We start from the raw sequence: 14,560 nt of genomic DNA, 5'->3' as shown, positions 1-14,560 counted from the left end.
CGTTCGTTTTCCCGGGAGACCCTGGCCATGCGCATTCCTTCATTTCTTGTCGCCCTGCTTCTGTCCGCAACTGCCGTGACGGCGCAAACCCCGTGCGGCGGATCCTTCGACAGTTTCGTCAACGATCTCAAGCAGGAGGCGGTGTCGCGCGGGCATGACCGGGCAACCGTCGAGCGGTTCTTCGCCCCCGTGCGCCGCGACCCGTCGGTCATCAAGGCCGACCGGCGGCAGGGATTTTTCCAGAAAACCTTTACCGAATTCGCACGCCGGCTCATCAGCCAGAGCCGGCTGGAACGGGGCCGGTCCAACGCGCGGAAATACGCCCACGTCTTCGACGCGATCGAACGCCGCTACGGTGTCAGCCGGGGCGTGCTGCTGGCCTTCTGGGCATTCGAAACCGACTACGGCAGTTTCCAGGGCGACTACAACACGCTGAACGCGCTGGTGACACTGTCCCACGACTGCCGGCGCCCGCACCTGTTCCGGCCGCACATCTTCGCGGCGCTGAAGCTGTTCAGGAACGGGGATTTCGACCCGGCGACGACCACCGGCGCCTGGGCGGGCGAGATCGGCCAGGTTCAGATGTTGCCGAAGGACATCCTGGAAAACGGGGTGGACGGCGATGGCGACGGACACGTGCGACTGAAGACCTCGGCGCCCGACGCGCTGATGTCGGGGGCCAACATGCTGCGCGACCTGGGCTGGCGCGCGAACGAGCCGTGGCTGCAGGAAATCACGGTACCGCGGACGCTGGACTGGTCGCAGACCGGTCTGCGCACCACGAAGCGCGCGTCCGAGTGGGCGCGGCTGGGCGTGCGGCCGCGCCACGGCCGGATCGAGGGCAACCTGCCGGCCAGCGTGATCCTGCCCCAGGGACGCAAGGGGCCGGCGTTCCTCGCCTATCCCAATTTCAGCGTGTACTTCGAGTGGAACAAGAGCTTCACCTACGTGCTGACGGCCGCCTATTTCGCGAACCGGCTGGAGGGCGCGCCGGTCTTCGACCCCGGCAATCCCGATCCCGGGCTTTCGGGCGGGCAGATGAAGGCGCTGCAACGCAAGCTGCAGGCCCGCGGCTACGACGTGGGCGGTGTGGACGGCATCCTTGGCGCCGGCACCCGCGCGGCGGTGCAGGACATCCAGCAGAAGCTGGGAATGCCCGCGGACGCCTGGCCGACGCGGGCGTTGCTGAACCGGCTATAGCGTTTCGGCACATTATGCAGGTTTCCCGGCCTGCCCGTGGTCTGCCTCCGCCGTTCGGCCAAGGTGCGAGCGTCGGCTATGCGCAGGGAGCGGGCTTTGGAAAGTCGCGAGGATTCCCCAAGGCCGCCGTTCTGCCCAAATGCAGCGAATGCCGGGTCAGAGCCCAAAGTGACCGATGTTGCCATGCTGTCTGAATGTTCCCTCCCACCACTGAACCATTCATGACATCCCGGTCAGGGTCTCGGGATTTCGCCTTGACGGACAGGCCGCAAAGACGTGGTCATGCCGCAAAACGTTGGGGAGTCATTTTTTGAGCGAGTTGAAGGTTCGGTTTCTGCCTGAGGGCGGCTTCGAAAAGAACGGAGCATTCATCGAATACGAGGGTGACGAGCCGACTGGGGAAGAAACGGAGTACCAGCGGCAGGGCTATCTAACGCTCGACATCGCCTGCTCCGAATTAAAGATAATAACGAGCCTTGGGGTCATCTGCGAATATGAAGAGGTCGAAAAGCGTCAATACAGTCGCGCAATCCGCGCAACTGGAGTAATCCAGCCTGCTCGATGGGGCCGGTATTCTCTTTCATTTTTGGGCGAGAAGAGCAAAACAGACAGAATCACGGTGACCATCCGGGAGAACGCGATAGGTGAGGCAGCGACGCTGGCAGGCCTGAAGTTTGAGGGAGATCTCGATATCGAAGAGATTCATGAGTTCTTCCTTGAGATCGAAGTGCAACATGAGCGTTTCGCCACACTCATAGACGAACTCTCGCATCCTGATGCAGTGCTCAAAATTTCAGCTCGTGCTGATCGCTTCCGGGGCTTCTACGCACGGTGGTCGCCTTCCATAAGTGATGGCCGCGTGATCAAGTTTCTCGACGAAAAGCGGGACGTCAAAAACGCTGACGAGATTCCAGAGGACTTCTGGCGCTCTTCAGAGTTTGAGCGCACGCTGCTCTCCGACTCAGTTAACCCGCCTGTGACAATCGATGTGGGTCGTCCGTTGCGGCCAATTGTGTCCGCGCCCACTTCCCCCGAGTACGAGGAAGACCGGGATATTGACAAAGACACGCCACCGTCGAGCGTAGCACATGTCTGGACTGACTCCCAACCCGGACCCGGTGCTTAAAGAGCTGACAAACCGGTTTCTCTGAGGTCGGCCTGGCGCTTCTACGAAATGCGAGTCCGCATCCTCCACTACTTTGCGACTAGGGTGAATGGCCGGTCACGTGGATCCTTGCAGCCGCAGCGAAGGTCCGGAAAGTCCGCATGTCGGTCACTCAACCGACGCACAGCGAAGTTCCGCTCTGACTAGTCCCGCCGTCTTGCGCCATGTCCGCTCCGGGCTGACTGCCGTCATCTGACATTTCCGCTCGGAATGCTGGCCTCCTGACCGCAGGCCGACCTTCGCATCGGCAACTTGTGTCAGGTGCAGACCACCAGGCGGCGTTCACCGGGCTTCGCGGCCCGCGTCGCGACGGCACCCTGCGACGCCCGGGGCGCGTCGTTCTCAGGCCACCATCGCCTCGGCCTTCCGCAGGTCCACGCTGACCAGCTGGCTGACGCCCTGTTCGGCCATGGTCACGCCGAACAGCCGGTCCATCCGGCTCATCGTCACCGCGTTGTGGGTGATGATGAGAAAGCGCGTCTCGGTCCGGCGGCACATCTCGTCGAGCATGTTGCAGAAGCGCACGACGTTGGCGTCGTCCAGCGGGGCATCGACCTCGTCGAGCACGCAGATCGGCGCGGGGTTGGCGAGGAATACCGCGAAGATCAGCGCGAGCGCCGTCAGCGTCTGCTCGCCGCCCGAGAGCAGCGACAGCGTCGACAGCTTCTTGCCCGGCGGCTGGCACATGATTTCAAGCCCCGCCTCCAGCGGGTCGTCGCTTTCGACGAGCACGAGGTTGGCCTCGCCGCCCCCGAAAAGATGCTTGAACAGGTTGGCGAAATTGGCGTTGACCTGCTCGAAGGCGGTCAGCAGCCGTTCGCGCCCCTCGCGGTTGAGGCTGGCGATGCCGCTGCGCAGGGTCGCGATCGCCTCTTCCAGGTCGGCCTTCTCGCTTTGCAGTTCACCGTGCTCTTTCTCGACCTCCGCCGCATCCTCCTCGGCGCGCAGGTTCACGGCGCCCAGCGCGTCGCGCTGGCGTTTCAGGCGGTTGACCTCCGCCTCGAGGTCGGCGGCGCCGGGCATGTCGCCCGGGTCGGCGTCGAGCTGTTCAAGCAGATCCTGCGGCGACAGCTGCCGGTCTTCCTCGATCCGCTCGGCCGCCTGGTCGCGGGCCGTTCGCGCCGCCTCGGCGCGGGCCTCGGCCGCGGCGCGGGCTTCGCGCGCCTCCGAAGCGGTCCGCTCGGCGTCGCGTTCGGCGGCGGTAGCCTCGCGCGCGTCGGATTCGCCCTTCGACAGCGCGTCGGCAGCGCGCGCGCGGCGGGCCTCGGCGTCTGAGATGGCGCCGGCGAGTTCCTCCCGCTTCTCGGCGATCTGGCCGGGCACCGCGGCCGCCTCGGCCAGTTCCTCTTCCGAGGCCGCCTTGCGCTCGGCCAGTTCACCGGCGCGGCGCGCGGCCGTGTCCAGCCGATGGCGCCACCCCTTGACCTCCTCGGCCACCTCCTTGGCGCGGCGCGCCCGCGCCTCTCCCTTGCGGCGCAGCTCGTCGTGGGCCGAGCGCTTGGCCATCATGTCGGCGCGCGCGGCCTCCACGGTCGCCTTCATCTGCTCGGCCCGGGCGCGTTCGGCCTCCAGGTCGCCCAGATCCTCGAGCCCCGCTTCCGCCTCCTCCAGCCGGGCGCGCGCCGCCTGGGCCTCCTCCTCGTGGCGGGCGACGGCAAGGCCCGCCGACTCCAGCTTCGACTGCGCGAGATCGTGGTCCGCCTCGGCCCGGCTGAGCCTGCGGCTGGCCTCGGTCACGGTGGCGTCCGCCGCGCGGCGAGCCTCGCGTGCGGCCTGGTCGGCGCGCGTATCCTCGGCCAGTTGCTCGCGCAGGCGCTCGTGCGCCTGCCTTGCCCCGTCCGCACGGGCCTCGGCATGGGCGAGCTGTTGCTTGAGCTCCTCCAGCCGGTTCAACTGTTCCAGCCGCAGGGCGGCGGCCGAGGGCGCATCCTCGGCCCAGGCGCGGAAGCCGTCCCACCGCCACAGGTCGCCCTCGCGGCTGACCAGCCGCTGGCCGGGCTGAAGCCGCGGTTGCAGCCGCGGGCCGGCTTCGGCCGCGACCAGGCCGATCTGCGCCATCCTGCGCGCCAGGATACCCGGCGCCCTGACATGGGCGGCCAGCGGCGCGGCCCCCTCGGGCAGAAGCTGAAGCGTCGCGTAGTCGGGCAGCTGCGCCCAGCCGGACGGGCCGTCCTCGGCAACGACGCGCGCGCGCAGGTCGTCGGCGAGCGCGGCGCCGAGTGCCTTCTCGAACCCTGCTTCCACCTGCAGCTGATCGAGGATCTGGCCGCCCTCGGCGGTATCGCGGTCGACCACCCTGGCCAGAGCCGAGACCTCCGCGCTCAGCGCGCTGACCTCGCCCTCGGCCTCCGAGCGGGCGGCACGCGCCTCGGCCTCGCGCGACTGGGTTTCCGCCCGCGCGGCGTCGGCGGCGACGAGCGCCGCCTCGGCGGCCTCCGCCTCCTGTGCCGCCGCGGCTTCCGCAGCGCGCGCCTCCTCGCGGTCCGACTCCGCCCGGGCCAGCGCCTGCCGCGCGCTTTCGGCGGTCTCGCGGGCGCGGGCGGCCTCGGCCTCGCTCTTGTCCAGGGTCTGCCGGCTGTCGGACACGAGGCGGTGCGCGGACTGGTGGCGGGCGGAAAGGCGCGCCACGTCCTCGGTCAACTGCGCCAGCGCGTCCTCTCGCTGCTGAAGCGCCGTGGCGGCCTCGTGCGCGGCTTCGGCCGCCGCCTCGAGACGCGCGGCGTGGCCTTCCTCGGCGGCCTCGAGATCCTCGGCCTCCTGTTCGAGCCGCGCGATGGTCTCGCCGGCATCCCGGTTGAGGCCGCTCTCGCGCTCGATGTCATGGGCCAATTGATCGATCCGCCGTTCCAGGGTGTCGATCCGGCCGCGGGCGTTCTGCTCCTGCTCGGTCAGCGAGTCGCGCTGCACCTCGAGACGCTGCAGGATCGCCGCGGCGATCGCCTCCTCCTCGCGCAGGGGCGGCAGGGCCTCCTCGGCAGCGGCGCGCCGGCGTGACGCCTCGCGCGCGGCGCCTTCGGCCCGGCCGGCGGCCGTCGTCGCCTCGCGCAGGTCGCTATCGGCCTGCTGGCATGCCGCGTCCGCCTCGCGCCAGCGCCGGTAAAGCAGCATGCCCTCGGCGCGGCGCAACTGTTCGCCGATGGCCCGGTAACGTGCTGCCTGCTTGGCCTGCCGGGCCAGTTGCGCGAGCTGACCGGCCAGTTGCTCGATCACGTCGTCGACACGCGCGAGGTTCGTCTCGGTCGCCTTGAGCTTCAGCTCGGCCTCGTGGCGGCGCTGGTACAGCCCGGAAATCCCCGCCGCCTCCTCCAGAACGCGCCGGCGCGCCTTGGGCTTGGCGTTGATGAGTTCCGAGATCTGACCCTGGCGCACCAGCGCGGGGCTGTGCGCGCCGGTGGAGGCATCGGCGAACAGCATCTGCACGTCGCGCGCGCGCACGTCCTTGCCGTTGGCCTTGTAGGCACTGCCCACGTCACGGGTGATGCGGCGCACGATCTCGATGTGGTCGGTATCGTTGAAGGACGCGGGCGCGAGCCGGTCGCCATTGTCGATGTGCACGCTCACTTCGGCGAAGTTGCGGGCCGGCCGCGACGCGGCGCCGGCGAATATCACGTCTTCCATGCCGCCGCCGCGCATGGCGGTGGGGCGGTTTTCGCCCATGACCCAGCGCAGCGCTTCCAGAAGGTTGGACTTGCCACAGCCGTTCGGCCCGACCACACCGGTCAGCCCATCCGCGATGACGAGATCGGTCGGGTCGACGAAGCTCTTGAAGCCGGTCAGTCTGAGTTTGGTGAACTGCACGCCCTTGCCTTGCCGCCATGATTCCGGATTGTTCGGAACTGTGACGCGTGCCAAGGCCGGCTGTCAACGTCAAACCCCATGATCTGGCATGGATTGCCGGGTTATCAACAAGATATTGCGCCAACCCGGCGGGATTTCGCCCCGCCCGGGGCCGGATTCCGGCGCTGCCGCGTCGCAAATGACCTTGACGCCGTGACCCGCGGCCGCCATACGGGAGGGGCATGGTTCCCCGCGTCGGCGCAAAGCGCCAGGGGATGAAACAGGGAATGACGTGACGGCGGACCCAACCCGGGCGCCCATTCGTCAGCCGCCCCCGCGACTGTGAGCGGAGAGCGCGCGCCGCAACGCCACTGGGATCCCCGGGAAGGCCGGCGCCCGCGATGACCCGCGAGCCAGGAGACCGGCCTTGCATCGGGCGCCATGCCCGACCCAGGAAACAACGGACGGGGTGTTCCGTTGGGGGACTGACACGCGACACGCGCGCTTGCCGGCCCTGCCGACGATACCCCCTTCACAACAGGAACCCGAAGGGGACAGGACATGAAGAAACTTCTCGCAATCGCCGCAGCCAGCGTCGCCGCCACGCCCGCGCTGGCACACCACCCGCTGGCCGGCCAGCCCATGGAAACCTTTGCGCATGGCCTTCTGTCGGGCATCGGGCACCCGGTTCTCGGCTTCGACCATGCCTTCTTCGTCATCGCGATGGGCGTGGCCGCGCTGTTCACCGCCGGGCGTTACACGGCGCCCGCCGGATACATCGCCGCGATGCTGACGGGATGCGGCTTGATGTACGCGGGCGTCGGCATGCCGATGGCGGAAGTCATGATCGCGCTGTCGCTTCTGGTCGTCGGCGCCGTGGTCCTGTCGGGCCGCGCGCTGGGCGCGGGCACGGCCGTCGCGCTTTTCGCGGCCTTCGGCCTGTTCCACGGCTCGGCCTTCGGCGGCAGCATCGCCGCGCAGGAAGGCGGCGTGAACGCGGGTGTTCTCACCGGCTACCTGATCGGGCTTGGCGTGATCCAGTACGCCATCGCGATCGCCGCCGGCTGGGTGGCAGAAAGGATGCTCGGGGCGCGTGAGGCCTCCGCGGTCAATGCCCGGCTCGTCGGTGCGATGGTGGCCGGTGTCGGCGTGTTCCTGACGCTCGAGACCGTCGAGGGGCCGCTGGTCGCCCTGATCGCGGGCTGACCCGCGCGCATCCCGCCGGGCGGCCCGTTCCCCGGGCCGCCTTTTTCTTTGCCCGCTCCGCGTTCCGAGTGAAGGTGCCCCATGCCCAGCAAAAAGATACCCGCCACCGTCGTGACCGGCTTCCTCGGCGCCGGCAAGACCACCGTGATCCGGCACATGCTGGACAATGCCGGCGATCGCCGGATCGCTCTGATCATCAACGAGTTCGGCGATCTCGGCGTTGACGGCGACATCATCAAGGGCTGCGGCATCGAGGGGTGTGCCGACGACGACGTGATGGAGCTTTCCAACGGCTGCATCTGCTGCACCGTGGCCGAGGATTTCGTACCCACGATGCAGAAACTGATCGAGCGCGACGCGGCCCCCGATCACATCGTGATCGAAACCTCCGGGCTGGCGCTGCCCCAGCCGCTGGTGCGCGCCTTCAACTGGCCCGAGATCGCCACGCGCGTCACCGTCGACGGCGTGGTGACCGTCGTCGACGGCCCGGCGGTGGCCGCGGGCCGCTTCGCGCACGACACCGCCGCGGTGGACGCCCAGCGCCGGCAGGACGAGAACCTCGACCACGAAACCCCGCTGTCGGAACTTTTCGCCGACCAGATGAGCTGCGCCGACATGATCGTCGTCAACAAGGCGGACCTGATGGGCGAGGCGGACGCGGATGCGCTGTCCGAAAAACTGCGCGCGCAGTCGCGCGACGGCGTGCAGGTGATCCCGGCGCGGATGGGCGCGCTGCCGCTCGAGGTGCTGCTGGGCCAGGGCGCGGGCGCAGAGGCCGACATGGCCGGCCGCCACGAGTTGCACCATCATCACCATGACGACGACGGCGACGACCACCATCACCACCACGAACATGACCACGACGATTTCGAAAGCTTCGTGATCACCCGCCCCGAGATCGCCGATGCGAAAGGGTTCGCCGAAACGGTCGCCGACGTCATCCGCACCCACGACATCCTGCGGCTCAAGGGATTCGCCGCGGTGGAGGGCAAGCCGATGCGGCTGGCGCTACAGGCCGTCGGCCCGCGCGTCGATACCTATTTCGACCGCCCCTTCGGCGCCGATCCGCGCGAAACGCGCCTCGTGGTGATCGGTCAGGCGGGACTCGACCGCGCGGCGATCGAAACCGCGCTGTCGGCCTGATGCCCCGTCCCGCGCCGACAGCCCCGGCGCACTGCTGGCCCGGGCCTTGCCCGGGCCGGGACGGCTGCCGCGGAGAGATGCGCGAAGGACTGGGCTGATGCACCTTCTTGCCGCCACTCCGGGCGCCATCGACGACGGAACGGAGGCCGTCGATCCCGGCCAGACGCCCACCGACATCGTGTTCATCTCGGCCGCCGACACCGAGCTGGCAGCGCTCAGCGCCGCGCGCGCGGAAATGGCCGATCCGCCCGGCCTGCGGCTGATGAACATGGGCTACCTGCAGCACCCGATGTCGGTTGACCTGCACCTCGACAACTGCGCGACCCGGTCACGCCTGGTGGTCGCGCGGGTGCTCGGCGGCACGGGGTACTGGCGTTACGGGGTCGAGCAATACGCGGCGCGGCTCCACGAGGCCGGCGTGCCGCTGGTCCTGCTGCCGGGCGACGACAAGCCCGACGCCGAGCTGCGGCGGCTGTCCACCGTCGGCGACGCGGACTACGATGCGCTCTGGGCCTATCTCGTCGAGGGCGGGCCGGAGAACGCGGCGAACTTCCTGCGCTACGCCGGCGCAGTGCTCGACGGCACGGAAAGACCCGCCGCCGCCAGCCCGCTGCTGCGCGCGGGGGTCTACTGGCCCGGTGCGGGCGTGGCCGACCTCGCCGCCGCGCAGGCTCACTGGACCGAGGGCCAGCCGGTCGTGCCGCTGGTGTTCTATCGCGCGCTGGTGCAGGGCGCCGGGTTGAACCCGGTCAACCGCATGGTCAAGGCGCTGCTTCGCGAAGGGCTCAACCCCCTTCCCGTTTTCGTGGCCTCGCTGAAGGATCCGCTCTCGGTGGCCACCCTGCAGGGGCTGTTCGCCGCCGCGCCGCCCGAGGTGATCCTCAACTGCACCGCCTTCGCGGTCGGATCCCCGCACGACGCGGAGCACGGCGCCGACAACCCCCTGACCATGCCCGAGGCGAACGCGGCCCCCGTCTTCCAGGTGGTGCTGGCCGGCTCGTCCGAAACCGCCTGGGCCGAGGGCAAGCACGGGCTTTCGGCACGCGACATCGCGATGAACGTGGCCCTGCCCGAGGTGGACGGCCGCGTGCTTTCCCGCGCCGTCAGCTTCAAGGACGAGGCATTCTTCGACGAGGCCACCCAGTGTCCCGTCGCCACCTACCGCGCCCAGGGCGACCGCGTGACGTTCACCGCGCAGCTCGCCGCCCGCTGGGCACGCCTGCGCGCCACGCCCGAGGCCGACCGCCGCGTCGCGCTGGTGCTGGCGAACTATCCCAACAAGGACGGGCGGCTCGCCAACGGCGTGGGGCTGGACACGCCCGCGGCCACCGTCCATGCACTGGGGCTGCTGCGCGAGGCGGGCTACCGCGTCTCGGCCCCCCCGGCCGACAGCGACGCGCTGATGCAGGCGGTCATGGCCGGGCCGACGAACTGGCTGACCGACCGCGCCGAGCGGGCGGGCGGCGTGCAGATGTCCATGGCCGACTACCAGATCGACTACGGCCGGCTGCCCTGGGCGCTGCGCCGGGCGATCGAGGAACGCTGGGGCCCGCCCGAGGCCGACCCCTTCTACACCCCCGGCGCGGTGGATTGCGGCCACTTCGCCCTGTCGGTGCTGCAATACGGCAACGTCGTCGTCGGGCTTCAACCCGCGCGCGGCTACAACATCGACCCCACGGACACCTACCATTCGCCCGACCTCGTGCCGCCGCACAATTACCTTGCCTTCTATTTCTGGCTGCGCCACCAGTTCCGCGCCGATGCCATCGTGCACATGGGCAAGCACGGCAACCTGGAATGGCTGCCCGGCAAGGCACTGGCGCTGAGCGAAGAATGCTGGCCCGAGGCCGTGCTTGGCCCAACGCCGCACGTCTATCCCTTCATCGTCAACGACCCCGGCGAGGGCACGCAGGCCAAGCGGCGCGCGCAGGCGGTGATCGTCGATCACCTGACGCCACCGCTGACGCGCGCCGAAAGCTACGGGCCGATGAAGGATCTCGAGGCGTTGGTGGACGAGTATTACGAGGCCGCCGGGGTCGATCCGCGCCGCATCGATCACCTGCGCCGGGAAATCCTGTCGTTGACCTCGGCCACGGGGCTGGACAGGGACGCCGGGCTTTCGGGCGAGGACGAGGACACCGACCTCGCCCGGCTCGACGCCTACCTGTGCGAACTGAAGGAGGCGCAGATCCGCGACGGGCTTCACGTCTTCGGACAGTCGCCCGCGGGACCGCAGGCGCGCGACCTGCTTCAGGCGCTGCTGCGGGTGCCGCGCGGGCAGGGCAGGGGCCGGGACGCCTCGATCATCCGGGCATTGGCCGACGACCTGGGGCTGTCGTTCGACCCGCTGGATTGCGACATGGCCGCGACGTGGGAAGGCGCCCGGCCCGCGGCCCTTGCCGATGCCGCGCCCGGCCCGTGGCGCAGCCACGGCGACACGGTCGAACGCCTCGAAGCGATGGCGGCACGCCTGCTCGACGGCGAAACGACCCCGCCGGGGCCGATGAGCCGCGCCGTTCTGGACGCGGCCGCGCGCGACGTGCACCCGCGCCTTCAGGCCTGCGGCCCGGCCGAGGGCGAGGGGCTGCTTGCCGCGCTCTCGGGGCGGTTTCTGCCGCCGGCGCCCTCCGGGGCGCCGACGCGCGGGCGCCTCGACACGCTGCCCACGGGCCGCAACTTCTTTTCCGTGGACAGCCGAGCCGTGCCCACGCCCACCGCCTGGACGCTGGGATGGAAGTCGGCCAACCTGCTGATCGAGAAGCACTTACAGGACCACGGCGACTGGCCGCGCAGCCTGCTGGTCAACGCCTGGGGCACGGCCAACATGCGCACCGGCGGCGACGATATCGCGCAAGCGCTTGCGCTCATGGGCGTCAAGCCCACCTGGGACAGCGCGAACCGCCGCGTCACCGGTTTCGAGGTGTTGCCACAGACCGTGCTTGGCCGCCCGCGGGTGGATGTCACGCTGCGCATCTCGGGGTTCTTCCGCGATGCCTTCCCCCAGCTCATCGCGCTGTTCGATTCCGCCGCCCGCGCGGTGATGGAGATGGACGAACCCGAGGACGTGAACCCCGCCGCCGCCCGCGCCGCCGCCGAGGGGGCCGCGCCGCGCGTTTACGGGGCCAAGCCGGGTGCATACGGCGCGGGGCTGCAGGCGCTGATCGACGAACGGCTCTGGTCCGAGCGCGCCGACCTCGCCGAGGCCTACCTGCAATGGGGCAGCTACGCCTATGGCGCGGGCACGGAAGGCCAGGCCGACCGCGCCGGCTTCGAGACCCGCCTGCGCGAAACCGAGGCCATCGTCCAGAACCAGGACAACCGCGAACACGACATCCTCGATTCGGACGACTACTACCAGTTCGAGGGCGGCGCGGCGGCCGCCATCGCCACGCTGCAGGGGCGCGACCGGCCCCTTTATCACAACGATCACTCGCGCCCCGAGCGCCCTGTCATCCGAACGCTGGACGACGAGATCGGGCGCGTTGTTCGCTCCCGCGTGGTGAACCCCAAGTGGATCGACGGGGTGAAGCGGCACGGCTACAAGGGCGCCTTCGAGATGGCGGCGACGGTGGACTACCTGTTCGCCTTCGCGGCCACGACCGGCGCGGTCCGGGGGCATCATTTCGACCTCGTCGAATCGGCCTTCCTCGAAGACGACGAGACCCGCGCTTTCATCGCCGACCACAACGCGCCGGCCCTGCGCGAGATTGCCGAGCGCCTGCAGGAGGCGATCGACCGCGGGCTGTGGATGCCACGATCGAACTCGGCGCGCGGCCGCATCACCGCCGCGCGTGGCTGACCCTGCCGCGCCCGCCCCGGGGCGGGCATCGTTCTGGACAGCGGGGGCCGGCACGGGCAGGATGACCCCTGAACGGAAGGCGCCAGGCATGACACGTTTCGGGTATTGTCTTTGCGGGTCGGTCACCTTCGAACTGTTGGGCTCGTCCCGATGGGTCGGCCACTGCCACTGCGCAAGCTGCCGGCGCGCGACAGGCGCGGGCGTCGTCACGTTCATCGGCCATCCCAACGGCGCGTGGCGCTGGACCGGGGCACCGCCGTCCAGCTACGCGTCCTCACCGGGAACGCTGCGCTATTTCTGTCCGGTCTGCGGGGCGTCTGTGGCCTATGGCAGCAGCCGCGAGCCCGGCGAGACGCATTTCCACGCCGCCCTTCTCGACGATCCCGGCTCGATCATTCCCACAGATGACTTCCACGCCGACGAGCGGCTGGGCTGGATCGCGCCGGGGCAGCGCGATCCGGCCTGAGCGGCACGGTCAGTCACGCGGCAGGCAGTAGAGTTCGACGTGCCCGTCGAAAGCCGTCTCGACCTCGCAGGTGTAGCCGGCCGGCCGGGGCGGCAACGGCAGGCGCCGCCCCTCGCCACAGTCCAGCCGCGCCTCGGTGACGGCGGCATCCCCGTCAAGGTGCGAAACCGCGCAGCCGCTGACCGCCTCGATCGCGGCGATGGCACGGGGCGCGACAGCCTGCAGCCGCGGCGCCCATTCGACATTGCGCCGAATCGCCTGCGCCCTGTCACCGGCGACGCGCACGTCGAAGGTGCTTTGCCCCAGCGTCAGGCGCACCGGTTCCGCGCCCCGGAACTCCGGGCTCGGTGTGTTGCAGCCCGCCAGGGCGAACACCACGGCAAACAAAGGGGCCAACCGCATGACCCAGCGTTGCCGCAATGTGGTTAACAGGGTCTTGCCGCCTGCTGCGACAATCAATGCCATTGTATTCCACATCTCGAATGTTAGTTATATTCCAATATTGGCATATATAGGAGGCCTGCCATGTCCCTTCCTGCGACCCGTCCCGCCGACACCTACTCGCCGCTCTATTTCCTGGCGTCGCTGGGCGCCGGCGGGCTGACCGTCACCTTCTTCATGTACCTGCTGTTCTGGGTCCCTCACCCCGGGCAGCCCGTGCCCGTGTTCGAGGACATCATGGCCGCCTTCTCCACCGGCGGCCCGGCGATGCGGGTCGCCATCGTGGTGGCCATGATCGGCATCGCCGCGATGGCCTTTCTCAACGTCAAGTCGCTGCTGTGGAACGTCGCCGCGCTGCGCCGCTTCGCGCGCACGCCGCAATACGCCACGCTGCGCCGGTCAAACGCCGAGACCACCCTGCTGGCCGCGCCGCTGGCCACGGCGATGACCGTCAACGTGCTGTTCATCCTCGGGATGGTCTTCGTGCCGGGGCTGTGGGGCATCGTCGAATACCTGTTCCCGGCCGCCCTGGTGGCGTTCCTGGCCATCGGCGCCTGGGCGCTGCGGCTGATCGGCGATTTTTTGGGGCGCGTGCTCGCCGGCGGGGGCGAATTCGACATGACCGCGCACAACTCCTTCGCGCAACTGCTGCCGGCCTTCGCCATCTCGATGGTCGCCGTCGGGCTCGCCGCCCCCTCGGCGATGAGCACGGCCACCGTGACCGTGGGCGCCAGCCTGGTGCTGAGCACGTTTTTCGGCGTCGCCGCGATCCTCTATACCGTGGTGGCCGCGATCACCGGCTTCAACTCGATGCTGCATTACGGCACCGCCAAGGAGGCCGGCCCGACGCTGATGGTGGTGGTTCCGATCATGACCGTGCTTGGCATCATGTTCATGCGCCAGAGCCACGGCATGCACGTCGAGTTCGGCACCGAGGGGTCCCCCGGCGAGATGCTGGTGTTCCTCGCCCGGCTCCTGGCGGTCGAGATCCTGTTCCTGCTGCTGGGCTGGGCGGTTCTGCGGCGGCAGGGCTACTTCAAGGACTTCGTGACGGGCCCCAAGACCTCGCCCGGGTCCTACGCGCTGATCTGCCCCGGCGTCGCCTTCGCGGTCATGACCCACTTCTTCGTCAACAAGGGGCTGGTGGCTGCCGGCGTGATCGACAAGTTCGGCACCGCCTACTGGGCGCTCACCGCCGTCGCGCTGGCCGCGCAGATCCTGATGATCTGGCTGATGCTGCGGCTCAACCGACAGCATTTCCGCCCGCGTGAAGCCACCGGGATGGTGCCGGCGGAATAAGCTTTCTCCGCCGCCGGAACCTGCGCGGGGCGTCCTCCTCCGGCGTCCCGCGCTTTTCGTTCCG

Annotated in this window: 9 protein-coding genes and 1 riboswitch; of the genes, 7 read left to right on the top strand and 2 right to left on the bottom strand. The window is 69.1% G+C overall.

Annotated features, from left to right (window positions below):
• Window positions 1–27 precede the first annotated feature (27 nt).
• Window positions 28–1,200, top strand: a complete 1,173-nt coding sequence (locus CEF10_RS13625; protein WP_101068726.1) for a lytic murein transglycosylase — start codon at window positions 28–30, stop codon at window positions 1,198–1,200.
• 310 nt (window positions 1,201–1,510) lie between these two features.
• A complete protein-coding gene (locus CEF10_RS16945) occupies window positions 1,511–2,326 on the top strand; it encodes a hypothetical protein (protein WP_157933036.1) in 816 nt (271 codons plus the stop codon).
• A gap of 381 nt (window positions 2,327–2,707) precedes the next feature.
• Here CEF10_RS16945 and smc read toward each other — a convergent pair whose 3' ends face one another.
• Window positions 2,708–6,163: a chromosome segregation protein SMC gene (gene smc, locus CEF10_RS13615; protein ID WP_101068724.1), complete on the bottom strand. Its 3,456-nt coding sequence runs from the start codon at window positions 6,161–6,163 to the stop codon at window positions 2,708–2,710.
• 205 nt (window positions 6,164–6,368) lie between these two features.
• A riboswitch (cobalamin riboswitch) is annotated at window positions 6,369–6,586 on the top strand.
• Between the two features lie 117 nt (window positions 6,587–6,703).
• Between smc and CEF10_RS13610 the strand changes: the two genes are divergently transcribed.
• The 4 genes from CEF10_RS13610 to CEF10_RS13595 all read left to right on the top strand — a co-directional run bounded on the left by CEF10_RS13610 (window position 6,704) and on the right by CEF10_RS13595 (window position 12,756).
• Window positions 6,704–7,348 carry a HupE/UreJ family protein gene (locus CEF10_RS13610; protein WP_101068723.1) on the top strand — a complete coding sequence of 215 codons (645 nt, stop codon included), beginning with the start codon at window positions 6,704–6,706 and terminating at the stop codon, window positions 7,346–7,348.
• Between the two features lie 81 nt (window positions 7,349–7,429).
• Window positions 7,430–8,491 carry a cobalamin biosynthesis protein CobW gene (cobW, locus tag CEF10_RS13605; RefSeq protein ID WP_101068722.1) on the top strand — a complete coding sequence of 354 codons (1,062 nt, stop codon included), beginning with the start codon at window positions 7,430–7,432 and terminating at the stop codon, window positions 8,489–8,491.
• Between the two features lie 97 nt (window positions 8,492–8,588).
• Window positions 8,589–12,290: a cobaltochelatase subunit CobN gene (gene cobN / locus CEF10_RS13600; RefSeq protein WP_101068721.1), complete on the top strand. Its 3,702-nt coding sequence runs from the start codon at window positions 8,589–8,591 to the stop codon at window positions 12,288–12,290.
• A gap of 88 nt (window positions 12,291–12,378) precedes the next feature.
• Window positions 12,379–12,756 (top strand): GFA family protein, encoded by a 378-nt coding sequence (locus CEF10_RS13595; protein WP_157933035.1) that lies wholly within the window; start codon window positions 12,379–12,381, stop codon window positions 12,754–12,756.
• 9 nt (window positions 12,757–12,765) lie between these two features.
• Here CEF10_RS13595 and CEF10_RS13590 read toward each other — a convergent pair whose 3' ends face one another.
• On the bottom strand, window positions 12,766–13,221 hold the full coding sequence (locus CEF10_RS13590) for a hypothetical protein (RefSeq protein ID WP_232796512.1): 456 nt from the start codon (window positions 13,219–13,221) through the stop codon (window positions 12,766–12,768).
• A 60-nt stretch (window positions 13,222–13,281) separates the two neighbouring features.
• Between CEF10_RS13590 and CEF10_RS13585 the strand changes: the two genes are divergently transcribed.
• Complete coding sequence (locus CEF10_RS13585) at window positions 13,282–14,496, top strand: TsoY family (seleno)protein (protein WP_101068718.1); 1,215 nt, start codon at window positions 13,282–13,284, stop codon at window positions 14,494–14,496.
• The last annotated feature ends 64 nt before the right edge of the window (window positions 14,497–14,560 follow it).

It is taken from the genome of Roseovarius salinarum (assembly GCF_002834145.1).
GTDB lineage: Bacteria > Pseudomonadota > Alphaproteobacteria > Rhodobacterales > Rhodobacteraceae > Roseovarius > Roseovarius salinarum.
Note: the sequence above shows the minus strand (reverse complement) of the source record. Positions and strands in the feature narration are given on the sequence as shown.

Excerpts from the sequence above, each read along its gene's own strand:
- CEF10_RS13585 (WP_101068718.1), top strand. The coding sequence starts at position 13,282 with ATGTCCCTTCCTGCGACCCGTCCCGCCGACACCTACTCGCCGCTCTAT.
- CEF10_RS13595 (WP_157933035.1), top strand. The coding sequence starts at position 12,379 with ATGACACGTTTCGGGTATTGTCTTTGCGGGTCGGTCACCTTCGAACTG.
- CEF10_RS13625 (WP_101068726.1), top strand. The coding sequence starts at position 28 with ATGCGCATTCCTTCATTTCTTGTCGCCCTGCTTCTGTCCGCAACTGCC.
- cobW (WP_101068722.1), top strand. The coding sequence starts at position 7,430 with ATGCCCAGCAAAAAGATACCCGCCACCGTCGTGACCGGCTTCCTCGGC.
- CEF10_RS13610 (WP_101068723.1), top strand. The coding sequence starts at position 6,704 with ATGAAGAAACTTCTCGCAATCGCCGCAGCCAGCGTCGCCGCCACGCCC.
- CEF10_RS13590 (WP_232796512.1), bottom strand. The coding sequence starts at position 13,221 with ATGGCATTGATTGTCGCAGCAGGCGGCAAGACCCTGTTAACCACATTG.
- cobN (WP_101068721.1), top strand. The coding sequence starts at position 8,589 with ATGCACCTTCTTGCCGCCACTCCGGGCGCCATCGACGACGGAACGGAG.